The organism is Streptomyces sp. NPDC002853, from assembly GCF_053591915.1.
In genome coordinates this window covers 176,240-198,664 of record NZ_JBSFUS010000014.1, presented here as the reverse complement: position 1 = coordinate 198,664, position 22,425 = coordinate 176,240, and the positions used below count along the sequence as shown (strand labels likewise).

The window sequence follows — 22,425 nt, the reverse complement described above, 5'->3', positions numbered from 1 at the left end:
CCTACGGCGACGCGTAGCGCGTGACATCGGTGACCTTGCACGTCACCGTTCCTGTTGCTTCTCGTGTGCCGGTGGCCGTCTCGTTCGCCACCCGATCCGGGGCCAAGTTGTTGGTCGCGGCGAGGCCCTCGGAGATGCGCTCGCCCTTCGCGTCGAGGAACTCCACGTCGACCGCGTAGTTGGATGTTTTCGAACTGTGGTTGGTGATGCGAAGCTCAGCTGTCGGCCACCGCACGGAGTCCAGGACCGAGCACTTCGTGATCTCGACGTCAGCTCGGGGGCCGGTCAGGGTCGGCGAGGTCTGCTCCTGTTGCGGGGACTCCTTGGGGCCTGGGTCCTCGTCGCTCTTGCCGCCCGCCATGAGGGCGATCGCGGTCACCACCACGACGAGCACGACCACGCCGAGCACCCCGTACATCAAAGCGCGTCCACATCCACCTCTCCGGGGCGGCGGCCGTTGCCCCCACTGCGATCGGCCGGCTGACGCACCCCAGCCCCGCGGAGGTGGCGGCGGGTTCTGCGTGGGCATTGGGACCCCAGGTGACGCGTGGAGCTGATGTCTCAATCATCCCGCCGTGTTCCCGCCGACGCATGTCGGTACCCGTGCGCCGTGATGGGTCCGCAGGCGTGCCCGGCGGTCGTAGTGTCGAACCGTGAGGCGGCCCGTGAGCCGACTCGCGCGTCGAACCCTTCAACGAGGAGGACACGTGATGCGCAGCGTTACCTGTTCCATGGGTGTCTCGCTCGACGGTTACATCGCCGGGCCGGATGGTGACCTCGGCTGGGGGGAACCGGACGAGGAGGTCTTCAGCTTCGTCATCGAAGAGATCCGAGGTGTCGGCGTCCATCTCATGGGGCGGCGGCTGTACGAGACGATGCTGTACTGGGAGACCGCCGACCAGGATCCCGAACTGGACGACGCCTCGCTCGAGTGGGCCGCGCTCTGGAAGCCGCTCCCCAAGGTGGTGTTCTCCACGACGCTGGCCGAGGTGCGGGGCAACGCCCGCCTGGCCTCGGGCGGCCTGGCGGAGGAGATCGGGCGGCTGCGCGCCGAACCGGGCGAGGGCACCATCGCGATCGGCGGCGCGACCCTCGCCGCCGAGGCGGCCGCGGCGGATCTGATCGACGAGTACCGGGTCAGGGTCTCCCCGGTGCTGATCGGCGGTGGCATTCCGTTCTTCCCGCAGCACGAGCGCCGGGTGGATCTCGACCTCATCGAGTCCCGCACCTTCAAGTCGCAGGTCGTCTTCCTCCGCTACCGCGTGGTGCGCTAGGCCGGGCCATTCCCGGCAGGGAATTGTCGGCCGGCGCCGGGCATCGCAGGATCTGGTCCGAAGTGACCTGTCCTGCAAGGAGTTTCAGATGACCGAGATCGACCCGCAGTACCTGGCCGACCGTTACATGACGCAGTGGACACTGTCCGATGCCGCCGAACGGCGCGCGGCCATCGAGCAGCTGTGGGCCCAGGACGGCACACACATCCTGCACCCGCCGGCGGAGATCAGGGAGATCGCCGCAGAACTCGGCTTCGCGCACACCACGTTGCGGGCTCAGGGGCACGACGCCATCGAGGCCCGCGTGGCGCGAAGCCACGAGCGGTTCGTCGAGAAGAAGGGATTCATCTTCCGCTCCCGCACCGACGCGGTACGCCTCGACGGTGTGGTCAAGTTCCGCTGGGAGACGGTGTCCGCCGAGAACGGCGTGGTGGGTGGTGGCCTGGAGATCCTCGCGCTCGACGACGAGGGGCGGATCAAGACCGACTACATGTTCCCCGGGGCCTGATCCGCGGCAGCGCAGACGCGCAATGGTCCGGCGGCCGCCGAGAGTGCCTCGGCTGTCGCCGCGTCAGCCGGCAGGAACGCCTCCAGCTTCAGCTCGGCCAGCGTGACGTCGACGGCGGTGGCGAAGGTGGTCACGGTCGTCATCAGACGCAGCTCGCCGTACGAGGACCGCAGACGGAGCGGGACGGCGAAACCGAGTGGCCCGTCGGACGGGGCCAGTTGGGGAACGTACCCGCTGAGCTCGGCGCGCAACTCTTCCAGGTGGCCGAGGCGGGCCAGGATGTGGCGGGCCCATTCGGCGAGGTTGCGGATGCGGGGAGCCAGTCCTTCGGGGTGCAGTGCAAGGCGGTAGACGTTCTTGCCGGGGCCGGCCAGCTCGGGCGAGATCCCCTCGGTGATCAGGTCGAACGCGCTGTTCGCGGCGACCAGGTCACCGCCGCGGTCCACGACAAGGGCCGGGTAGGGCAGATGCCCGCGGAGGATGTGATCGATCGCTGTGCGCACGGGTGCCAGGGCCGGGTCGTCGAGGGCGCTTTCGGGGTAGACGGGCGCGTACCCCGCGGCCAGCAGCAGCTCGTTGCGTTCCCGCAGGGGCAGTTGCAGCGACTCGGCCAGGCGCACGACCATGTTGCGGCCGGGGGCTGACCTGCCCGACTCGATGAAGCTGAGGTGCCGCTGTGTGGTGCCCGCCCGAAGCGCCAGGTCGAGCTGGCTGAGATGGCGGCGGATGCGACGTTCGCGAAGTACCTGAGGGAAGTCCACGGACCCGTTGTAGCCGTGGTGGTGGGTCCTGGACCATTCCCCAGAGGGAATAGTCGCCTCGCGGCGCTTCTAAGATCGCTCCATGAATGAACCGCCTCTTTCCGAGGCCGAGATGGTCGAGGCCGAGCGCGAGCTGGGTGTGCTCTTCCCCGAGGAGTACCGGACCTACCTTCGTGAAGTCAGCGCGGGCGGAGCACTGGCGAGGCTGATGCGGACCGACCGCGGCTGGTGGTGGGCCGGGAACGACGAAGAGCGGCGCGCTCTCCTGGCCGTGCCGTTTCCGCATCCCGACTCCTACGTTCAGGCCGACGACGCGCTGATGGATCGCGAGCCGCGGGCCGAGGACTTCGGGACCGAGAGCGCGTACCGGAGCGCTTGGCGCCGCTGGGATGACGAGGTGGGCAGATTCGAGGACTGGAAGACGGCGGGTGCCGTCGTCCTACAGGAACACGGCTGTGGGTTCGCCACGCTGCTGGTGTTGACCGGTCCGCTGGCAGGCACGGTGTGGTGGGACGGGCGGGCGACGTGCGAAAGGATCGTCCCGCTCTCCCTCGATCACGTCGGCGGTGCCGGGCCGATCCGTTTCGGGCAGTGGCTGCGGCATGGCTCGTGGGCCCTGCTGCCGTCGGACTGGGGGCCGCCGCTTCCCTCGACGCCGGTGATCGATCTCTGAAGTGAGCGAAGCCGTCAGGCAGTTGGGCTTTCCGGTGCCTGAAGTGTCCGGCGTACGGCGTCGCGGAGCCAGCGGTGGGACCCGTCGGCGGCCTGGCGGGGGTGCCACGCCATGCCGATGGTCAGGGGCGGCAGGGGCAGGGGGATGTCGAGGAGGTGCAGGCCAAGAGTGGATGCGTCGGCGGTGAGGGGTGAACGGGCCGCGCCGGGGAGTGCCGCGGGGACCAGGCAGACGACGTCGCTGCGGGCGGCAAGGGCCATCGCGGCCAGGTGACTGGGAAGGACGACAGTGACCCGCCGGTGGAGGTCGTGTTCGGCCAGGGCGGCGTCGAGGGGGCCCGTGAAGCGGCCGCGGCTGCTGACCGCGACATGGTCGGCGGCGGCGAGCCGGGCTGGGGTCAGGGGGTGTTCGGTCAGGGGGTGGCCGGGCCGGACGGCCGCCATCATCCGCAGGGTCAGCAGTTCTTCGACCTGGGTCTCGGGATCGACGTGGTCGATGGAGCCGACCTCCAGGTCGATCCGGCCGTCACGGAGGGCCGGCCCCGCCTCCAACTCCTCGTCCCTGAACCGCAAGGAGACCCCGGGCGCCTCTTGCCGGGTCAGTCGCAGCAGGCCGAAGGCGAGTGCCGCAGCGACCAGATCGGCGGCCTGGAGAGTGAAGGTGCCGCGCAGGGTGGCGGGGTCGACGGCGGTGCCGGGGGTGAGCAGAGCGCCCAGGCTGCGTACGACCGCGGCGGCCTCGTCGCGCAGGGCCTGGGCGCGCGGTGTGGGGACCATGCTCTGCCCTGCCCGGACCAGCAGCGGATCCTGGAGGACGCGGCGCAGGCGGGCCAGGGTGCGGCTCATGGCTGCCGGGGAGGTGTGCAGGCGGGCGGCGGCACGCGTGACGCTCTGCTCGCTCAACAAGGCGTCGAGGGCGACGGCGAGATTGGCGTCGATGACCGGATCAGAGCTGTTCACCAGGGTAATTCCATTTCAGGCAATGATTGCGTGCCGAGGTTCCCATTGTGGCATCACCTCGGTTCTCCGCAGGATGAGGGACGTACCGATCCGGCACGACCCACGAGGTTTTCATGATCGTCATCACTGCTCCCACGGGGCACATCGGCCGCCACCTGCTGCCCCTGCTCATCCGGGCCGCCCCCTCGCACGGCGAGGCACTGCGGGTGATCGCACGCGATCCGGCCCGGCTCCCTGACGAGGTACGCGAGCACGTCGAGGTGGTCGTCGGCTCGCACGGCGACGCCGAGGTCGTCGACCGGGCCTTCGAGGGCGCGGACGCCGTCTTCTGGCTCGTACCCCCGGACTCCTCACTGCCTCCGGCGGACGCCTACAGCGGCTTCACCCGCCCCGCGGCGAAGGCGTTCGCCGCCCGCGGTGTCGGGCACGTCGTCGGGGTCTCCGCGCTCGGCCGCGGCACTCCGCTCGCCGACCGCGCCGGGCTCGTCACCGCCTCCCTCGCCATGGACGACCTCATCGCGACATCAGGCGCCGCCTACCGTGCCCTGGCCAACCCCTCCTTCTTCGAGAACCTCCTGGAGGAGGCCGACTCGATCCGCGAGAAGGGCGTCTTCACCGATGCCGCCGACGCCGACCGCAAGGCCCCCTTCGTCGCCGTCGCCGACATCGCCGCCGTCGCGGCGCGCCTGCTGCTGGACCGCTCCTGGACCGGCACGAACGACGTTCCGGTGCTCGGGCCCCAGGACCTTTCCCCCAACGACCTGGCACGCATCATGACCGAGCAGCTGGGCCACCCCGTCCGCTACGAGCGTCAGCCGGTTCAGGACCTGCGCACCACCCTCGTCGGCCACGGGCTCGACGAAGCGTTCGTGCAAGGCATCGTCGACATGAAGCAGGCCAAGGACGACGGCCTCGACGCGGGTGTCACCCGTACCGCGGACACCGCATCACCCACCACCTTCGAGCAGTGGTGCGCCCAGACCCTCAAGCCGGCCGTCCTGTCCTGACCCAGGCCCCTGCCGCACCACCGAGCCAAATGACGCCCACCAGACCGCAACCCTCCGCCAGTTGGGAAGGACCCCTCATGCCCACCAAGGAAGCCGAAGCAACGGTGACCGCCTTCATCCTCGTCAAGACCGCACCTGAATGGCTCGCCATGACCGTCCAGGAACGGGTGCACGCCTTCACCACCGAGGTCGTCCCCGTGATCGAGGCCAGGACCACCGGCGTCCGCTCACGCTTCTACGACACCGAGTTCTACTCGGCCCGCGTCACCGACGTCTGGGTCTGGGAAGCGGACAGTCACCACGCTTACCAGCTCCTCATCGACGCATTGCGCGAAACTCCTTTCTGGGACCGTTACTTCGAGGTCGTGGACCTGCTCGTCGGCAGCGAGAACGGCTACGCCCGCACCTACGGGCTCGATCCCGTGGCCACCCTCACCACCTGAGGGCTCCGCGGCCCGCGCCGCGTGCACCGCCGCCCTCCGTCCGTTCAGGTGCCGTTCTCCGCACAACCATCCGGCGTTTTTGCGAGTCTCGAAGGTGAATCACATCCGCGTGCACGTGTCTCGACGTCGCTCGCGCTCGAGGAGGAACCGTGGGCATTCGCCGACCTGCCATATCGACCGCCGTTGCCGCCGCCCTGATCGGATCGCTCGGCGTGCCGATCGTCGCGGGCAGCGCCTCTGCGGAGGACGGCGCCGCGACGGTGCGCGAGGACTTCGACGGTGACGGCTACCAGGACGTCGCCGTCGCCGCTCCCGGTGCGACGGTCGGCGGCCACGCCCGGGGCGGCCACATCACGGTCAGCTACGGTTCCGCGCGAGGCCTCGACCCCGCCCGTACCACGGTCATCACCCAGGACACCGCCGGTGTGCCCGGCGCCTCAGGCGACAACCACGTCTTCGGCTACGCGATGGTCTCCCGGGACCTGGACGGCGACGGCCTGACCGACCTGGCGGTGGTCGCCCGCGACTACCGGCCGCAGGACAACGTCAACGGCTCGGTGATCGTGTTGTGGGGCCGGGAGACCGGCGTCTCCGGTCAGGGCGCCGTCCGCATCGGTGCACCGGCGGACGCCCAGGTCGGCGACGACCTCACCGCGGGCGACCTCGACGGCGACGGGCACGCGGACCTGTTCATGGGCAACGGCACGGACTACGACTACCACGACGTGCTCTACGGCCCCTTCAGCCGGAGCGGCGCCCCGGCCCGCGATCAGCAGGTGAAGGTCTACAGCACCGACAACTCCATCAACTCGACAGCGACGGGCGACTTCAACGGCGACGGCATCGAGGACCTCGCGACGTTCTACGTCTACGAGAACCACGCCGAGGGCGGCAAGCTGTGGCTCGGCACCAAGGACGGGCTGTCCACCGTTCCGAAGCCCCTGAACTCTTCCGCCGGCACGGCCGTCGCCGACTTCGACCACGACGGCTACGCCGACCTCGCCACCCGGATCTTCCCGAACGGCGACACGGAGGGCACCGAGGAGGACCCCGGCACCGTCAAGATCTACTACGGTTCGCCGTCCGGCCCCAGCCAGACCCGCACCCAGACGATCACGCAGAACACCGCGGGCGTCCCCGGGGCGAGCGAGAAGGGCGACCAGTTCGGCGGACGGCTGGCCACCGGCGACGTGAACGGAGACGGCTACCCCGACCTGGCCGTCGGGGTGCCCGGCGAGGCGATCGTCTCGAAGGCCAAGGCGGGCGCTGTCGTGCTGCTCAAGGGCGGCAAGAACGGGCTGACCGGCACGGGAGCGCAGGCGTTCCACCAGGACACGGAGGGTGTGCCCGGAGTCGCGGAGTCCGGCGACGTGTTCGGCGGGTCGCTGCGCGTGCTGGACATGACGGGCGAGGGCAAGGCGGACCTGGTCACCGGGGCCCCGGGCGAGAACCTGGGCAGCGTCGTGAACGGCGGCGCGGTGTGGTTGCTGCGCGGTGCCGCCTCGGGAGCGACGGCCTCGCAGTCGGTCGCGTACAACCCGGTGGACATCGGTGCACCGGCGGCGCGGGCGCTGTTCGGCGCGAACCTGAGCAACGACAACGGCTCGGGAACGGTGATCCCCTAGGGCCGCGCCGGTGGTGGGGCCGTCGGGCCGGTGGCTTCCGTGTCACTCGTTGTCACTCATTGAGGTGCAGTACGGCCGCGTCACGCGGGTCTTTGGGCAGCCGTTTGTTTCTGTTCATCCTGTTATGGGATGAACGGAAGGTGCCCTGGTGAGGAGCACGTCGGTGCTGGAACACCTGTGGGCCCAGAAGACCAGTTGCCGGTCGGCAGCTGGTCGCTCTGACGTCCCGCCGCGCTCACGCCTCAGGAGTCCTTCCGTGTCTGCTCCCCGCTCTCCGCAGGTCCGCCTCCCTCTGGTCGCTGTCCTGGCCGCTGCCTGCACGGCGGGCCTGGTGCAGGCACCGGCCCACGCCGCGGATGGCCCCGCCCACGACGAGCGCGCGCTGCAACGGCAGTTGCGGGAGCTGACCGCCGCGCCCGGCGGGCCGCCCGGAGCGATCGCCGTCCTCAAGCGCGGCGCCCGCACCGAGGTCTACCGGGCCGGGGTCGCCAAGACCGGCACCGACCGTCCGATCAGGGCCACCGACCACATGCGTATCGCCAGTACGGCCAAGGCGTACAGCGGCGCCGTCGCCCTCCACCTCGTCGACTGCGGAAAGCTGCGCCTGAACGACACCATCGGCAAGGTGCTTCCCCGGCTGCCGCGCGCATGGCACCGGGTCACGCTGCGCCAGCTCCTGAACCACACCAGCGGGCTCCCGGACTTCAGCGCGAACCCCGAGTTCTTGGAGCTGGTGACCGAGAACCCGCGCCGTCACTTCGACTCCCGCCGCCTGCTGGACTTCGTGGCCCACGAGCCGTTGGTGTTCCGCCCCGGGGCCCGGTACACCTACTCCAACTCCGACAACGTCGCCGTGGCGCTGATGGCGGAGGCGGTGACGGACCGCCCCTACGAGGAGCTGCTCGCCGAGTTCGTGTACCGCCCGCTGGGCCTGCGCAGCACCAGCCTGCCGCAGGGCTACCGGATGCCGAGGCCGTACATGCACGGCTACGACGTCACCCCGCCGAACCCGCCCGAGGACCTCAGCGAGGTACTGAGTGCGTCGGGTGTGTGGGCATCGGGCGGGATCATCTCCACGCCGAAGGACATGACGGCGTTCATCCGCGGCTACGCGGGCGGAAAGCTCATCTCCGACCGGACACGCCGACAGCAGCTGAAGTGGGTGAACGGCGCCTCCGAACCCGCGGGCCCCGGCAAGAACAAGGCCGGCCTTGCCATCTTCCGCTACACCACCCGGTGCGGCGTGGTGTACGGCCACACGGGCAACTTCCCCGGCTACACGCAACTGATCGCGGCCTCCCCGAACGGCAAGCGGTCGCTGACCATCTCCCTGACCACCCAGATCAACAAGACGAACAAGCCGGAACTCCTGAAGCGGCTGCGGACGGTGGAGGAGAACTTCGTCTGCGCGCTGTTGCGCAACCGGTAGGCGGGAGACGGTCAGTTTGACGGCGTGACCCGCACATGGAGGCGCGCGGCGGCGCGACGGCCGGTTCAGGGGGCCTGTACGTCGCCGTGTGCCGAGGAGGCGACCGTGTCCCGGTGGGCGAAGTCGCCGGGCGGGATGCCGGGGTGGTGGCTGGGTGTCTGTTCCGGCGCGGTCGTGGCCGGGCCGAGGGTGAGCCGGGAGACGATGCGGTAGCGGTCGCCTCGGTAGAGCGAGTGGACGTACTCGACGGGGCAGCCGGAGTGGTCCGAGGTGAGGCGCTCGACCAGCAGGGCGGGGGAGAGCTCGGGCACTTCGAGCACCTCGGCCTCGGCCCGGGTCACCACTGTCGGCTCGATGGTCTGGGTCGCTTCGCGGACGTGAACGTCGTGGTGTTCGCTCAGATGCTCGTACAGATCGCCGCTCTCCAGTTCCTGCGCGGACAGGCCGGGCACCAGATCGGCGCGGATGTGCAGGTGCTCGATGGCCATCGGGGCGCCGTCGACGAGCCGCAGCCGTGCCACGTACACGATCCGGGCGGCGGGGGAGAGGCGCAGCTTGCGGCCGACGCGGGCGCCGGCCTGGATGGTGGTGAACTCCAGGAGACGGCTGGACCAGGCGCCCCCCGCGCGCGGAACCTTCAGCCCGTGCGCGGGCGAGATCAGTTCCTGGGTGATCTTCTCCGGCGCGACGAACATGCCGCGGCCGTGTTCGCGGACCAGAACGCCCGCCGCGACCAGTTCATCGACGGCCGCGCGCAAGGTGGGACGCGAGACACCCAGGTCCGCGCAGAGCGTGCGTTCGGAGGGGATGGGATCGCCGGGGTGCTGTGACTCGACGAGTTGCAGCAGGTGGTCACGGACCCGCTCCCGCTTGAGCACGGCTCCTGAGGAGCGCCGTCCGACCCCCGCCTTCGCCGTCCCGTCCGCCTCGTTCGCGTCGGTGGTCACCGTCCGCCCCCTCTTGCCGTACGACCAGCTGCCTGACCAGTTGACCACGAAAGCGCGGAGATCGACAACCAAATCCTTAACTCCCGTGCGTGCGAAGGGGGTTGACGCGGTCATTGGTCTATGCCAGCTTTCTCCCTCACCAGAGGTCACCTGACCAGTTAGATGCTGGTTAGGTCCGGCACCCCAGAGGTGAACCGTGAAGTTCCGTTTGCTTGCCGGTGTGTCCGCGCTCGTCGCGGTCGCCGGGCTCAGCGCCTGTTCGTCCGGCTCCGGTGACGGGGATTCTGCCGGCGGCGGGAAGACAGCGATCGATGTGTGGCTGATGCGCGACAGTGTCTCGGCCGCCTTCCAGAAGGACTTCGAGAAGAGCTTCGAAGCCGCGCACCCCGACATCGACATACGCATCCAGATCCAGGAGTGGGACGGCATCGGCGAGAAGGTCACCGCCGCGCTGGCCAGCAACGACGCCCCCGACGTCATCGAGACGGGCAACACCCAGGTCGCACAGTTCGCACAGAGCGGCGGCCTGAAGGATTTGAGCGACAAGGTCGACGACCTCGGCGGCGACGCCTGGCTCAAGGGGCTCGCCGAGCCGGGGGCCTTTGAGGGCAAGCAGTACGGCATCCCGTACTACGCGGCGAACCGCGTCGTCATCTACCGCAAGGACCTCTTCGAAAAGGCGGGCATCGACGCCGCCGCCATCAAGACCCGTGACCAGTGGGTGGCCGCGACGAAGAAGCTCAACAAGGGCTCCCAGCAGGGCATCTATCTGCCCGGGCAGAACTGGTACACCTATGCCGGCTTCGTCTGGGACGAGGGCGGCGACCTCGCCACCGAGTCGGGCGGCACATGGAAGGGCACCCTGGACAGCCCCGAGGCGCTGCGCGCGATGGCCTTCTACGAGAAGCTGCAGGCCCTCGGCAAGGGGCCCAAGGACTCCGACGAGGCGCAGCCGCCGCAGGCCGAGGTGATGGCCAAGGGCCAGGTCGCGCAGGTCATCAGCACGCCGGGCGGAGCCAACGTCGTCGCCCAGAACAACCCCGAACTCAAGGACAAGCTGGGCTTCTTCCCGATCCCGGGCAAGACGGCCGACACCCCGGGCGCGGTCTTCACGGGCGGCTCCGACCTGGTGATCCCGACGGTGTCGCAGCATCATGACGCCGCATACACCTTCGTCAAGGAGTTGACCGGCGACAAGTGGCAGAAGAAGCTCGCCGTCGCCATGAGCTACGTCCCCAACAAGACCACGCTGGCCGGCGCGGTCGCCGACGATCCGGGCGCCTCCGCCATGGCGGTCGGTGCGGCCGTCGGCCACGCGACGCCCAACACGCCCGGCTGGGCCGCCGTCGAGGCCAAGAACCCCATCAAGGACTACTTGACCGCCGTCCTCACCGGAGGCGATCCGAAGAGGAAGGCCGCCGAGGCGTCCGACGCCATCACCAACGCCATGAAGTCCGGCTCCTGACCCGCCCCTTGACCACCCCGCGTCGAGAACCCACTCCGAGAACCCACCCCGAGAGGAGTGCGCCGTGACGATCGTCCGCGACCCGGTGGTGTCCCGACCGCCCCGGCGTACGCCCACCACCACCCGCCGCTCCACGATGTCCGGCAGCTGGCCGTACCTGCTCGTGGCACCCACGGTCCTCGGGATGCTGTACCTGCTCGTCTACCCGCTGGCGCGGGCCGTCCTGATCTCCTTCCAGGACTTCGGCCTGCGTCAACTCATCCTGGGTGAAGCGCACTTCACCGGCCTCGACAACTACACCGAACTGCTCTCCGACCCGCGGTTCTGGGCCGTGGTGCGCCGCACCTTCCTCTTCATGGCCGTCAACGTCGCACTGATCATGGTCCTGTCGACGCTCGTGGCACTGATGGTGGAGCGGCTCGGGCGCTTCGGCCGCACGGCCGTGCTCAGCGCACTCGTCCTCACCTGGGCGATGCCCGTGGTCGCGGCGACCACCGTGTTCCAGTGGCTCTTCCACTCCGAGTTCGGGATCGTCAACCACGCCCTCACCGGTCTCGGCTTCAGCTCCTTCGACGGATACCCCTGGCTGGCACACGGACCGGCGGCGTTCGCCATCCTCGTCACCCTGGTCGTGTGGCAGTCGGTGCCGTTCGCCGCGATCACCCTGTACTCGGCGCTGACCACCGTGCCCGCCGAGCTCTACGAGGCCGCGCGCATCGACGGCGCATCCGGATTCCGGATCTTCCACTCCGTCACTCTGCCGATCGTACGGCCGATCTTCATGCTCGTGCTCTCCCTCGAAGTCATCTGGACGTTCAAGGCGTTCGTGCAGATCTGGGTGATGACCCGCGGCGGCCCCGGCGACGCCACGACGATCCTGCCGGTCTACGCCGTGCAGACCGCACTGGCCCAGCAGCGCTACGACCTCGGATCGGCCGCGTCGATGCTGACCGTGCTGCTCATGTCCGGCGTCCTTGTCGCCTACTTCCGCCAGATGTTCCGACAGGAGAACGAGCTGTGACGACCACGCGCGCACTGCGCCGCCTGCCGCTCAACATCGCCGCCACCGTGACGGTCGTCGTCTGCCTCTTCCCCGTCTACTGGATGGTCACCACCGCCTTCAAACCGTCCCGCGACATCCAGTCCGACAGCCCTCAACTGCTCCCGCAGAGCTGGACGTTCGACCACTTCCGGCGGGCCGTCGACGCGGACGGCTTCGCCCTGTTCTGGCGCAACAGCGTGCTCGTCACCCTGGCCGCCGTCGCCCTGGCCCTCGTCGTCGCGCTCGGTGCCTCGTTCGCGGTGGCCCGGATGCGCTGGCGCGGGCGCCGTCAGTTCATGCTCATGGTGTTCATCGCGCAGATGGCGCCGTGGGAATCCCTGATCATCCCCGTCTACATCATCTCCCGGGACACCGGGATGCTCGACCGGCTGCCGACCTTGACCCTCATCTACTTCATGATGACGCTGCCCTTCACCGTCGTGGTGCTGCGCGGCTTCATCGCCACGATCCCCGCGGAGCTCGAGGAGTCGGCCCAGGTCGACGGCTGCACGCGATTCGGCGCGTTCCGGCATGTAGCCTTCCCGCTGCTCGCGCCGGGACTGATGGCGACGTCGCTGTTCGGCTACATCACGGCGTGGAACGAGTTCGCCTACGCCAACTTCCTCATCATCAAACAGCAGGACCACCGGACGCTGCCGGTGTGGCTGTCCTCGTTCCACAACACCTTCGGCACCGACTGGGGCGCCACCATGGCCGCCTCGACCCTGTTCGCGCTGCCCGCGCTGGCGATCTTCCTGCTGTTGCAGCGACACGTGACATCCGGGTTCGCCTCCGGCGCCGTCAAGGGCTGACCCGCACCGCGCCTGTCCCGCAATCCCCACGCCCGCACCGGAGGTGCCGGCATCCCCACGCCCGCACCGGAGGTCCGTCGTGCCCGCGTCCCGCCCCACGCTCGTGCCCGCACCCACCCAACTGACTCTCCGACCAGGCCACTTCACGCTCGACGCGGCGACCACGCTCCGTGTCACCTCGGGCGCCGAACCCGCCGCAGCCCTGCTGCGCACCCTCATCGCCCCCGCCACCGGGCTGCCTCTACCCGCCGCCCCCGACGGGCCCTTCGTCCTCGCACACGACCCAGGACTGAGCGGACTCGGCACCGAAGGCTACGGCCTGACGGTCTCACCCGACGCCGTGCTGCTGCGAGCCGCCCACCCCACCGGCCTGCTGCGTGGCATCCAGACGATCCGGCAACTGCTCCCCGTCGAGGCCCTGTCCGGCCGCGCCCGCCCGGGCGTGCCCTGGCGACTTCCCTGCGTCGAGATCACCGACGTACCGCGGCGTGCCTGGCGCGGCTTCATGCTCGACGTGGCACGCCACTTCCAGCCCGTGTCGTTCCTGCGCCGCTACGTCGACCTGCTGGCCCTGCACAAACTGAACGTGCTGCACCTGCACCTCACCGACGACCAGGGCTGGCGCATGCCCGTCGCCGACTACCCGCTGCTGACCGAAGTGGGCGCACGGCGCGCACAGTCCATGGTGGGCCCCGACGGTTCCGACATCTTCGACGGAACCCCGCACGCAGGGGCCTACACCGAAAGGGAACTGCGCGACCTGGTCACCTACGCCGCCGACCGCGGCGTCACCCTCGTACCCGAAGTGGAGATGCCCGGCCACACCCGCGCGGCCCTGGCCGCCTACCCCGAACTCGGCAACGTCCCGGGCCGCCGGCTCGATGTGTGGACCCGCTGGGGTGTGTGCGACACGGTCCTGGGTGTCCACGAGCCCGTCCTCGACTTCTGCCGCACCGTCCTCGACACCGCCATGGACATCTTCCCCTCCCCGCACGTACACGTCGGCGGCGACGAATGCCCCACGACCGAATGGGCCACAAGCCCCGCCGCACGGGCCCGCATCCAGGCCGAAGGCCTCTCGGGGCCAGGCGAGTTGCGCGGCTGGTTCCTCGGCAGGATCGGCGCCCACCTGCTGGAGCGCGGCCGGATCCCGACCGCGTGGGCCGAGACGGGGGAGGGGCTGCCGCCCGAGTTCGCCGTCATGACCTGGCGCGATCCCGAGCACACCCGCGTCGCCCTCAAACGCGGACACACCGTGGTCAGCAGCCACTACAGCGCCACCTACCTCGACTACGCCCAGTCCGCATCCCCGGATGAACCGCCCGCCCAGCCCGGAGCCGTGGTCGATCTCCGCACTGTCCACGACCACGACCCACCCGACGACCGCACCGCGGGCGGCGAACTGATCGGCGTACAGGCCCAGTTGTGGACCGAACTCACCCCCACCGCCGGTCACGTCGACTACCTGGTCTTCCCCCGGCTGGCCGCGCTCGCCGACCGCGCCTGGCACGGCGCCTCGCCCTGGCCCCTCGCACGCGCCCGCCTGATCGCACACGGCGCCAGGCTCACCGCACTCGGCGTGCGGCACGGACCGTTCGACCCGTACGTCCCCGTCCCCCACCGTTTCGGAGAGGAATCGAGATGAGTCCCGTACGAAAGCCCTCCCGCACCGCACTCACGAGATCGGCGCGCTACGCCCTCGTCGCCCTGATGGGCTGCACCACTCTCGCCGCGCTGCCCGCCACCGAGGCAGGCGCCGCCGCGGGCGCCGTATCGGTGCAGTACCACACCGGCTCCACCGGCAGTGACCAGGCCGAACCCTGGCTGAAGGTGAAGAACACCGGCTCCTCCCCGGTGGCACTCAGCGGCGTGAAACTGCGCTACTACTTCAAGGCCGACTCCGCGAGCGCCACCTACCGCTTCGCCTGCTCGTGGGCCGTGAAGGGCTGCGCCAACATCACCGGCACCTTCGGCACGCTCGCTCACCCGACCGCCACCGCCGACCGCTATCTGGAGATCGGCTTCACCTCGGGCGCCGGTTCCCTCGCCGCCGGAGCCGACAGCGGCGACCTCCAGCTCCGTTTCCACCGCTCCGACTGGCAGTCGCTCAACCAGCGCGACGACTACTCATTCGGCGCCGCGCAGAGCTCCTACGCGAACTGGACCAAGGTCACCGCACAATTGGACGGCGCGACGGTGTGGGGCACCGCCCCCGAGGGCAACGACCCCACCGATCCGACGGACCCCACCGACCCCACCGACCCGCCCGGCTCCGGAGCGAGCCTCTTCGACGACTTCAACTACACGAAGTACGACGACCCGGCCATCTCGGCCCACGGCTGGAACGTGCGCTCCAACTCGGGCGGCCCCGGCGTGCCGGGTGCGACCTGGGCGCCGCAGAACGTCACGTTCTCCGCCTCCGGCGGCAACTCGGTGATGAACCTGGAGACGTCGACGGCCGGCACGGGCGAAAGCACCAAACACACCGAAGTGCTCACCAAGGCAACGAAGTTCAAGAACGGGACGTACGCCGCGCGCGTGAAGTTCAGCGACGCGCCCAAGAGCGGACCGGACGGGGACCACCTGGTGCAGACGTTCTTCACCATCAACGACCTCAAGGCGCCGATGGCCGACGACTACGCCGAGTACGACTTCGAGTACCTGCCCAACGGCGGCTGGGGCGAGCCGTCGAACATCCTCTACACGACGTCCTGGGAGACCTACAACCCGGACCCCTGGCAGGCCGTCAACCAGCACACCGAGAGCCGGCAGAGCTACGCGGGCTGGCACGACCTCGTCGTCACCATCGACAACAACTCCATCAAGTACTACGTCGACGGGCAGCCGTTCGGCACGCACGACGCCGCGTATCTGCCGGAGCGCCCCATGTCGATCAACTTCAACCAGTGGCTGATCGACCTCGCCGGACAGACCAGCACCACCCCGCGCGCGTACGACCAGCAGGTCGACTACGTGCTGCACGTCAAGGACCAGGTCCTGAGCCCCGCACAAGTGGCCGCCAAGGTGGCCGCCTACCGCAGCGCGGGCACCGCCTTCGAGGACACGGTGCCCTCCACGTGAGCTGAGAGAGGACCACATACCGCTACAGACAGGCGTCGGGGTGGAGAGAGCTCGGCTCTCTCCACCCCGACGCCTGAAGTGATTGGTTTTATGAGGCAGAAATCAGATACGGCCATGCGTCAGTCGCGTCAGCGGTCCGCCCTGGATCTTCGCTGTCTTGCGCCCGGCGGTGAAGGAAAGGCCGACCACACTGACCAGGCCCGCGGCAGCGCCCGCGGCTATGGCCTTGCGGTTCTTCACCAGCGTCCAGCCGGCGACCGCCGTCGAAGTGACCTTGCCGGTGGCCGCTGCCACCGTCTTGCCGCCGCTCTCAAGCCCCGCGGCTGCCGCCTGCTTCGCCCGCTGAGTCGCCAGACCGAACGACTGCGCACCCGAACCGGCGGCGTCGGCCGCCTCCCCGGCGGAACCCTTCGCCTTCTCGGCGGCCTCAGCCGATTCCTGCTTGGCCTTCTGTGCAGTGCTGTTCACCTTGCGCGCCCCTGTACTCGCGGTGGACCGCCCCTTGGCGGCTGCTGTCTTCGTGTTCTGCCGGGCGTTACCGGCGTTGTCATCAGAGTTTCTTCTCTCTTCAGCCATGCGCTCCGTGTTGCCACTCAACGGCTCATGAAACTTCCGTCGTCCGTCAGGGTACGAACGGGCAAGGGAGGCAAGGGATCAGATGCTGATCGTGGGGCTGTAATAGGTGTCGGCAGTGATCTGCCATCCGAAGGCGCTGTCACGAAACCCGGAGGGGCAGGTGATCGTCCCGGAAAGGTACCCACCGCGCGCCGAGAGGTTCGTCTTCAGATCGTAGACACGCTGCCCCGACGAACCCGCACACGTCAGGCCGAACCGTCCTTTGACGGCCGTGTACGTCTTGTTGGTGAAGTTCACCCGCACCTTATTCGCGGCGACCTTCTCGATGCACCGCGAGATCTTTGCGCCTGAGCAGTGCCACCCGCCGGCGGCCGCGGCACGGGGCGCCTGCGCTTCGGCGACGGTGACGCACGTCCCCATCAGCGTCAGCGCGGCGACACCCGTGGCCATCATTCGAGCTGCAGTCTTCACGTTTCCCCGAGCTTTCTCTGTGTGCGCAAGAGTGCTCCGACGGCGGCGTGCGTGCCGGAGCTTGTACCAACATCATCGAGCAACTGCCGAGTTAATCACGGGCGTTGGCTCGATACCCGCGACGGGGGAGTCGAAGAACTCAGCGTTCGCGCGGCGAACGTCCGCCCCCGGTGGCTCGTCGATGGGCTGCGACGCGTTCGCGGGTCGCGCATCGGCGGGAGCAGTAGCGGCGTTCCGGGCCGCTGCCCTGGGTGATGAAGACGTTCCGGCAGCTGGGGGAGGCGCAGATCCCGCCGGGCGGGCGTTGGCGGTCCCAGATCAGGACGGCCAGGGCCATGCAGGAGGAGGCGAGGAGCCACTGGTCCCAGGGTGCGTCGTCATCGCGATCGAGGTGCGGGTGCCAGGGGGTGCTGCCGCCGTGCGAGGTCAGGCGAGGTGATCCGGTGTGGTCCCGCAGGAGAGCGTTGAGGGTGGCTGCGGCGTCGTCGACGTGCTCGGCGGCGAAGACTTGCCGCAGTAGGGCGGCGGCTGCCTGCATCCCCGCGACCTCGCGCGGAGTGAGGTCGATGAGATCGGTCTCCCCGTACGCGCGGAGTACAGCGGCGACCTCGTCCGGGTCAGGGTGGTCATCGGCAAGGGCGTTGAGCAGAACGGCGGTTCGCCGAGCCGTGGTCAGCACCGAGTGCCGGGTGGACCAGTCGTCGCTAGGTGAGGGCACTGGTGGAATGTAACGCATCTTGCCGAGTCTTGAGTTACCTCCGTAACGTCTCGCCGATGGAAAAGCGTTACTCACTCCGCCTCTATCTCGCCGGCGCAGTGGTGGCTCGTGCGGGGGACGAGATGTCGGGACCGGCGCTGATGCTGACGGGATACGCCATGGCCGGGTCGACCATCGAGGCGTCCTCGCTGCTCGCAGGCATCACGCTCTCCGCAGCGGTGGGCGGGCCGGTGCTCGGGGCCCTCCTGGACAGAGCGGAACGGCCGGGACGCCTGTTGGGCGGGGCCCTGCTCATGTACGCGGTGGGGCTGACGGTGATCCTTGCGGGGCTCGGCCGGATACCGTTCGCCGTCACCATCCTGATCGCCTTGGTGACAGGGCTGCTGGGTCCGGCACTGTCGGGGGGATGGACGGCCCAACTGCCGCGTGTGGTGCGCGGCAACTGCCTGCCCCGGGCGAACGCGCTCGATGCCATGACCTTCAGCGCCGCGAGTCTGGTCGGTCCGGCTCTCGCCGGCGGTGTCGCGGAAGTGTGGGGAGCTCCGTCGGCCATGGTGGTCTCCGTGGCACTCATCGGCCTGGCGCTGCCCGCTGCATGGCTGCTGCCCGCACGTCCCATTGGAGCGTACGGCGATCAGGCGACCACTTTGGCGCGGAGCAGGCAGGCGACCTCGGTGCTCACCGACCTCGCCGCCGGACTGCGCACCGACCTCGCCGCCGGACTGCGGACCATCATCAGCAGGCCGGCCTTGGCCCGAGCGACCCTCAGCTCCGCCATCTCCTGTGTCGCCACGGGGATGTTGACGGCGTGCATGCCGCTCCTGGGTGAGCGCGTCCTGGGCGAGGCGGGCCGCGGTGCGATGCTGCTCTCCTGCGCGGCTGTCTCCGCCTTGGTGGCCAACGCGGCACTCGTACGGTTTCCGCGTTTGCTCGCCCCCGACACGATCATCTGGGCGGGCGCCGTTCTCCAGGCTGTCGCGCTGGCCCTGGCGACCACGGGGTCACCCGTGGTGCTCATCGCCGCCGTACTCATCGCGGGGGCAGGTGAAGGCCCGCAACTGACCGCCTTGTTCACCATCCGGCACCGGGAATCCCCAGGACACCTGCGAGGCCAGATCTTCACCACCGGCGCCAGCTTGAAGATCACCGGATTCGCGCTGGGCGCGGCGACTGCCGGCCCCCTGGTGACCTGGTCCCTACCGGGCACCCTGACCATCGCAGCGAGCGCGGCCGCCCTCGCGGCGCTGGTCGGCGGGGTCGGTCGGGGCGGTTGAGCTGCTGCCGGTGGTGGGCCGCCCAGTCGTCGGGTGGGTAGGTCGCTTGGAAGCGGCGGTGAGAGCCTTGTCCGTCCCTGTTTGCCTCGTCCAGGTCCCTCTGGAGGAGATCCGTTGGCGAGCGCTGCGCACACGGCCGCACCGGTGGGTGTGACCAACGGTCCAGAGTGTGCAGGTGCCTGACGGAGTGGCCACCCGTACGCGAAACTGATCTCGCCCGCGGCACTCCATCCGCGAGCAGGACGGGGCAGCGATGTTCCGAAGCGGGGGAGGCGTAGCCGTGCAGGACCAGCTACTGGCGGGCCGTTACCGGTTGGTGCGGCAGCTCGCCGAGGGCGGAATGGGCGAGGTGTGGGAGGCGCAGGACGAGACGCTGGGGCGCTCTGTCGCCGTCAAGCTGATCTACCGGCTCGCCGGCGGCGGAAGGCGCGGCAATCAGGAACGCGCGAGGTTCCTGCGTGAGGCGCGCATCACTGCCCAGTTGCAACATCCCAACATCGTGACCGTCCACGATCTCGGCGAGACCGGCTCGGGGAATGACCAGGTCCCGTTCCTGGTGATGGAGATGGTCCGTGGCGAGGGTCTGGACGCAGTGTTGTGCAGAGGCCCTGTCGCCCTGCCGGACGTGGCCCGGTGGGGCGCGCAGATCTGCGAGGCGCTCGATGATGCGCACAAAGCCGGGATCATGCACCGGGACATCAAGCCGTCCAACATATTCGTCACACCGTCCAGCGTCGTGAAGGTCCTCGATTTCGGCATCGCCAAGGCAGCGGATCCCATCGCGACCCGAGTCACCAGGACGGGCTTCATCGTGGGCACTCCCACCTATATGTCACCCGAACAGGCGCGCGGCTACCCGGAACCCAGCAGTGACCTCTACGCTCTGGGCTGCCTTCTCTTCGAGCTGCTTACTGGGCGGCCGCCGTTTCAGGCCCCCGATGCCATCGGCTACCTCACCGCGCACTCCACCGAGCAGCCGCCCGCGCCCAGTTCGGTGTCCGAGGGCGTCCCGCCCGCCTGGGATGATCTTGTGCTGACCTTGCTCGACAAGGACCCGGCGCAGCGGTACCCAGATGCCGCCGCCCTCGCACAGGCGCTGCGGAAACTCGCCAGTGACCCGTTGGGCCCATTCCATATCTGGACCTTCGCCAACAGGTGCTTGGACGTCTGGGGCATCAGCACCGAGGACCATGCGCGGATCGTCCAGCACAGTTGCCACGGTGGGCCGAACCAGCAATTCACCTTCCACCCGGTCGGTGACGGGCTGTACGAGATCAGGACGTTCGCCGACAAGTGTCTGGACGTCTGGGGGGCCAGCACCGACGACTTCACACAGATCGTCCAGTACAGCCGCCACGGTGGGCCGAACCAGCGGTTCACTCTTCACCCGATCGGCCAGGGCTTGTTCGAGATCGGCACCTTCGCAGGCAAGCGGTTGGACGTCCTTGAGGCCCGCACCGACGACCATGCGCCGATCGTCCAGTACGCCGGTCACGGCGGGCCGAACCAGCTCTTCCGCCTTGTGTTGGTTGGCTCGGAGAATCTGCCTGGATAGCAAGGCCCCCGCACGCCGCACGCCGCACGCCGCACGCCGGTGAGTTGATGGGTTGGTGAGTTGGTACTGGGGCCTTGCCAACTGATCGTTTCAGGTGTTGGTGGGTTGCTGTTGTTGCTGTCGCCAATGCCTTCGGTTGGCGATCAGGAGGCAGGCGAACGCCACGCAGATGAGGGCGGTGGTGGTGATTTTTCCCGCTGTGTCGCCGTCCACGACTCGCCACACCAGGACGGCGGTGCTCAGGCAGAGCATCGGCCAGTAGAACCAGGGCACCCAGCGCGCGCCCGGCCGTGCCCAGGCCGGCGGTTCGGAGTGTCTCGTCACCATGCACCTCCTGCCGACTCGTATGCCCGGGGGACCTCGCCACAACCGCCCTCGGCAGCCTCCCGTACCCGGTGACACCCGCTGGGGGACCGTACCCGAGTCCCCGGGGGAGCCCATCTGCCCGCTTTGTCGTGACCAGCTGGGCGGTCCCGGCGTTGGCAGCGGAGAACCGTTTCTATCGCCGCCCCACCCTTCACGGGGGCGGCCCCGAACAGATCAGGACAGCTTGTGAACGCGCAGATCATCTACCTTGCCGACGACATCGAGAGCGAAAGCGGCGGCGTGATGGCCCTCGACCAGAAGACCGGGGCCGTCGCCTGGGGGCCGACCCGTGCCGAAGCAGAGACCCGGGTCCGTGAGAGCCAGCACGCGGAGCACCCCGGCAGCTGAGGGCGGCGCCTGCCCGACCTGGCGAGCCTTCCTCCCCGAGGGCCTTTCGTCGGCTCTCTGCCGGGTGCGGCCTGACGCGATGTCAGTGCGGCGCGCCACACTGGTCACTCGTCGATCAGTAAGGGGGCCGGTGTGGCGTTCAGGGCGGTGCACGCGGAGTGGGGGACTGTGTTCGCTCATCTGCCCGATCTCGGATGCGGGCAGAGCTGGGAGGCAGTGTGGAAGGTCCGGCCGCCCGCACCGATCACCTGCGACGAGTGCCGTCACCCGATGTACGCCAAGACCTCCCGCAGCGGCCTGCGCTTCTTTGCGCATGCTCCGGGCGCCCCCGCCTGCGCGCTCGGCTTGGAGTCCGTCGCCCATCACTTGCTCAAGCTCGAACTTGCCACGGCTGCGCGCGAGGCGGGTGCGCATGCTGAGCTCGAGTTCCCCGGCCCCGGAGGTGCTTGGCGGGCCGATGTGTTGGCCAGTGATCCCTCAGGTGGCTGGAGAATCGCGCTCGAAGCCCAGCTGTCCCCCATCACCGGCGCCGAAATAGTCACCCGCACCGAGCGCATGGGTGCCGACGGTGTCTCCTCGATCTGGTTCAGCGACCGGCGTCGGCCTCCTTGGCTGGGCACCGTGCCGTCGATACGCCTGGAAGGGAAGGACGGCAGCAGTGGCCTGACGGTCGCTGAGGGGCTGGCGAAATTCTCCGATGGAGGATGGTCGGCGGTCGAAGCCGCTCTGCCCGACTTTCTCGACTGGGCGTTCACGCGTCGCATCGTTGCGCACGCCCCGCGCATTCCACTGCGGCCCCCGCAGCGTGCCCTCGCCACGGTGTGGACAGCGCCGCGGTATGTCGGAGCTGAGCACGCCCAACTCCCGCCTGCTTTTCACGTCCACGTCTGCACCTGCACTGCCCCGGAACTCGTCGCGAGGTTTCAAAACGCCCTGTACGCCGCGCGACCGAGCGATCAGATGGGCCCGGGAGCCGCACATCTCCGGGCGCACTGCCGGGCATGCGACGGGAGGTATGAGAAACCATGGCGCCGCACCGGCAGCGAACCCATCCCCATGGTGTAGCGGTGGAATAGCGAGTGCTGGGTCGC

At 69.0% G+C, this 22,425-nt stretch carries 24 protein-coding genes; 16 read left to right on the top strand and 8 right to left on the bottom strand.

The features are described 5' to 3' along the window. Position 1: 1 nt before the first annotated feature. Complete coding sequence (locus tag ACWD02_RS34650) at positions 2-418, bottom strand: FxLYD domain-containing protein (RefSeq protein ID WP_451218153.1); 417 nt, start codon at positions 416-418, stop codon at positions 2-4. A 292-nt stretch (positions 419-710) separates the two neighbouring features. Here ACWD02_RS34650 and ACWD02_RS34645 point away from each other — a divergent pair, with 292 nt between their 5' ends. Together ACWD02_RS34645 and ACWD02_RS34640 are read left to right on the top strand one after the other, a co-directional pair. Continuing rightward, a complete protein-coding gene (locus ACWD02_RS34645) occupies positions 711-1,274 on the top strand; it encodes a dihydrofolate reductase family protein (protein WP_451218150.1) in 564 nt (187 codons plus the stop codon). A gap of 88 nt (positions 1,275-1,362) precedes the next feature. Further along, positions 1,363-1,782, top strand: a complete 420-nt coding sequence (locus ACWD02_RS34640; protein ID WP_451218147.1) for a hypothetical protein — start codon at positions 1,363-1,365, stop codon at positions 1,780-1,782. On the opposite strand, the gene ACWD02_RS34635 is transcribed toward ACWD02_RS34640, so the two are convergent. Continuing rightward, positions 1,761-2,543, bottom strand: coding sequence for a helix-turn-helix domain-containing protein (locus ACWD02_RS34635; protein WP_451218144.1), 783 nt, complete (start codon positions 2,541-2,543; stop codon positions 1,761-1,763). The two genes, ACWD02_RS34640 and ACWD02_RS34635, sit on opposite strands and share 22 nt — an antisense overlap. 82 nt (positions 2,544-2,625) lie before the next feature. Here ACWD02_RS34635 and ACWD02_RS34630 point away from each other — a divergent pair, with 82 nt between their 5' ends. Then, positions 2,626-3,216 (top strand): SMI1/KNR4 family protein, encoded by a 591-nt coding sequence (locus tag ACWD02_RS34630; RefSeq protein ID WP_451218142.1) that lies wholly within the window; start codon positions 2,626-2,628, stop codon positions 3,214-3,216. Positions 3,217-3,230: 14 nt separating this feature from the next. Here ACWD02_RS34630 and ACWD02_RS34625 read toward each other — a convergent pair whose 3' ends face one another. Further along, on the bottom strand, positions 3,231-4,184 hold the full coding sequence (locus tag ACWD02_RS34625) for a LysR family transcriptional regulator (protein ID WP_451218493.1): 954 nt from the start codon (positions 4,182-4,184) through the stop codon (positions 3,231-3,233). Between the two features lie 104 nt (positions 4,185-4,288). Here ACWD02_RS34625 and ACWD02_RS34620 point away from each other — a divergent pair, with 104 nt between their 5' ends. The 4 genes from ACWD02_RS34620 to ACWD02_RS34605 all read left to right on the top strand — a co-directional run bounded on the left by ACWD02_RS34620 (position 4,289) and on the right by ACWD02_RS34605 (position 8,679). Continuing rightward, positions 4,289-5,182 carry an NAD(P)H-binding protein gene (locus tag ACWD02_RS34620; protein ID WP_451218140.1) on the top strand — a complete coding sequence of 298 codons (894 nt, stop codon included), beginning with the start codon at positions 4,289-4,291 and terminating at the stop codon, positions 5,180-5,182. A 77-nt stretch (positions 5,183-5,259) separates the two neighbouring features. Continuing rightward, positions 5,260-5,625, top strand: a complete 366-nt coding sequence (locus ACWD02_RS34615) for a darcynin family protein (RefSeq protein WP_451218138.1) — start codon at positions 5,260-5,262, stop codon at positions 5,623-5,625. Between the two features lie 149 nt (positions 5,626-5,774). Next, a complete protein-coding gene (locus ACWD02_RS34610; protein ID WP_451218135.1) occupies positions 5,775-7,250 on the top strand; it encodes an FG-GAP and VCBS repeat-containing protein in 1,476 nt (491 codons plus the stop codon). Positions 7,251-7,506: 256 nt separating this feature from the next. After that, on the top strand, positions 7,507-8,679 hold the full coding sequence (locus ACWD02_RS34605) for a serine hydrolase domain-containing protein (RefSeq protein WP_451218132.1): 1,173 nt from the start codon (positions 7,507-7,509) through the stop codon (positions 8,677-8,679). 65 nt (positions 8,680-8,744) lie between these two features. Here the strand turns inward: ACWD02_RS34605 and ACWD02_RS34600 are convergent, their stop codons facing one another. Then, on the bottom strand, positions 8,745-9,557 hold the full coding sequence (locus tag ACWD02_RS34600) for a GntR family transcriptional regulator (RefSeq protein WP_451218490.1): 813 nt from the start codon (positions 9,555-9,557) through the stop codon (positions 8,745-8,747). Positions 9,558-9,822: 265 nt separating this feature from the next. On the opposite strand from ACWD02_RS34600, the gene ACWD02_RS34595 reads away from it, so the two are divergent. The 5 genes from ACWD02_RS34595 to ACWD02_RS34575 all read left to right on the top strand — a co-directional run bounded on the left by ACWD02_RS34595 (position 9,823) and on the right by ACWD02_RS34575 (position 16,026). Then, positions 9,823-11,091 (top strand): extracellular solute-binding protein, encoded by a 1,269-nt coding sequence (locus ACWD02_RS34595; RefSeq protein ID WP_451218129.1) that lies wholly within the window; start codon positions 9,823-9,825, stop codon positions 11,089-11,091. A gap of 136 nt (positions 11,092-11,227) precedes the next feature. Then, complete coding sequence (locus ACWD02_RS34590) at positions 11,228-12,112, top strand: carbohydrate ABC transporter permease (protein ID WP_451218488.1); 885 nt, start codon at positions 11,228-11,230, stop codon at positions 12,110-12,112. Then, positions 12,109-12,945, top strand: a complete 837-nt coding sequence (locus ACWD02_RS34585) for a carbohydrate ABC transporter permease (protein ID WP_451218126.1) — start codon at positions 12,109-12,111, stop codon at positions 12,943-12,945. Before ACWD02_RS34590 ends, ACWD02_RS34585 begins: the two co-directional genes overlap by 4 nt. A gap of 79 nt (positions 12,946-13,024) precedes the next feature. Further along, positions 13,025-14,590 (top strand): beta-N-acetylhexosaminidase, encoded by a 1,566-nt coding sequence (locus tag ACWD02_RS34580; RefSeq protein WP_451218123.1) that lies wholly within the window; start codon positions 13,025-13,027, stop codon positions 14,588-14,590. A gap of 65 nt (positions 14,591-14,655) precedes the next feature. Further along, complete coding sequence (locus ACWD02_RS34575) at positions 14,656-16,026, top strand: cellulose binding domain-containing protein (protein ID WP_451218485.1); 1,371 nt, start codon at positions 14,656-14,658, stop codon at positions 16,024-16,026. Positions 16,027-16,128: 102 nt separating this feature from the next. Here ACWD02_RS34575 and ACWD02_RS34570 read toward each other — a convergent pair whose 3' ends face one another. The 3 genes from ACWD02_RS34570 to ACWD02_RS34560 all read right to left on the bottom strand — a co-directional run bounded on the left by ACWD02_RS34570 (position 16,129) and on the right by ACWD02_RS34560 (position 17,809). Continuing rightward, positions 16,129-16,494 carry a hypothetical protein gene (locus ACWD02_RS34570; RefSeq protein WP_451218120.1) on the bottom strand — a complete coding sequence of 122 codons (366 nt, stop codon included), beginning with the start codon at positions 16,492-16,494 and terminating at the stop codon, positions 16,129-16,131. A gap of 186 nt (positions 16,495-16,680) precedes the next feature. After that, on the bottom strand, positions 16,681-17,073 hold the full coding sequence (locus ACWD02_RS34565) for a hypothetical protein (RefSeq protein WP_451218117.1): 393 nt from the start codon (positions 17,071-17,073) through the stop codon (positions 16,681-16,683). A gap of 139 nt (positions 17,074-17,212) precedes the next feature. Next, the gene (locus tag ACWD02_RS34560) at positions 17,213-17,809 is read right to left on the bottom strand and encodes a CGNR zinc finger domain-containing protein (RefSeq protein ID WP_451218114.1); all 597 of its coding nucleotides are present in this window, start codon (positions 17,807-17,809) and stop codon (positions 17,213-17,215) included. Between the two features lie 38 nt (positions 17,810-17,847). On the opposite strand from ACWD02_RS34560, the gene ACWD02_RS34555 reads away from it, so the two are divergent. Next, positions 17,848-19,065, top strand: a complete 1,218-nt coding sequence (locus ACWD02_RS34555; RefSeq protein WP_451218111.1) for an MFS transporter — start codon at positions 17,848-17,850, stop codon at positions 19,063-19,065. A 280-nt stretch (positions 19,066-19,345) separates the two neighbouring features. Further along, complete coding sequence (locus ACWD02_RS34550; RefSeq protein ID WP_451218108.1) at positions 19,346-20,620, top strand: serine/threonine protein kinase; 1,275 nt, start codon at positions 19,346-19,348, stop codon at positions 20,618-20,620. A 90-nt stretch (positions 20,621-20,710) separates the two neighbouring features. On the opposite strand, the gene ACWD02_RS34545 is transcribed toward ACWD02_RS34550, so the two are convergent. Then, positions 20,711-20,947 carry a hypothetical protein gene (locus ACWD02_RS34545; RefSeq protein ID WP_451218105.1) on the bottom strand — a complete coding sequence of 79 codons (237 nt, stop codon included), beginning with the start codon at positions 20,945-20,947 and terminating at the stop codon, positions 20,711-20,713. Positions 20,948-21,172: 225 nt separating this feature from the next. On the opposite strand from ACWD02_RS34545, the gene ACWD02_RS34540 reads away from it, so the two are divergent. Both ACWD02_RS34540 and ACWD02_RS34535 read left to right on the top strand, forming a co-directional pair. Continuing rightward, positions 21,173-21,334: a hypothetical protein gene (locus ACWD02_RS34540; protein WP_451218102.1), complete on the top strand. Its 162-nt coding sequence runs from the start codon at positions 21,173-21,175 to the stop codon at positions 21,332-21,334. Positions 21,335-21,604: 270 nt separating this feature from the next. Next, positions 21,605-22,399 (top strand): competence protein CoiA family protein, encoded by a 795-nt coding sequence (locus ACWD02_RS34535; protein ID WP_451218099.1) that lies wholly within the window; start codon positions 21,605-21,607, stop codon positions 22,397-22,399. The last annotated feature ends 26 nt before the right edge of the window (positions 22,400-22,425 follow it).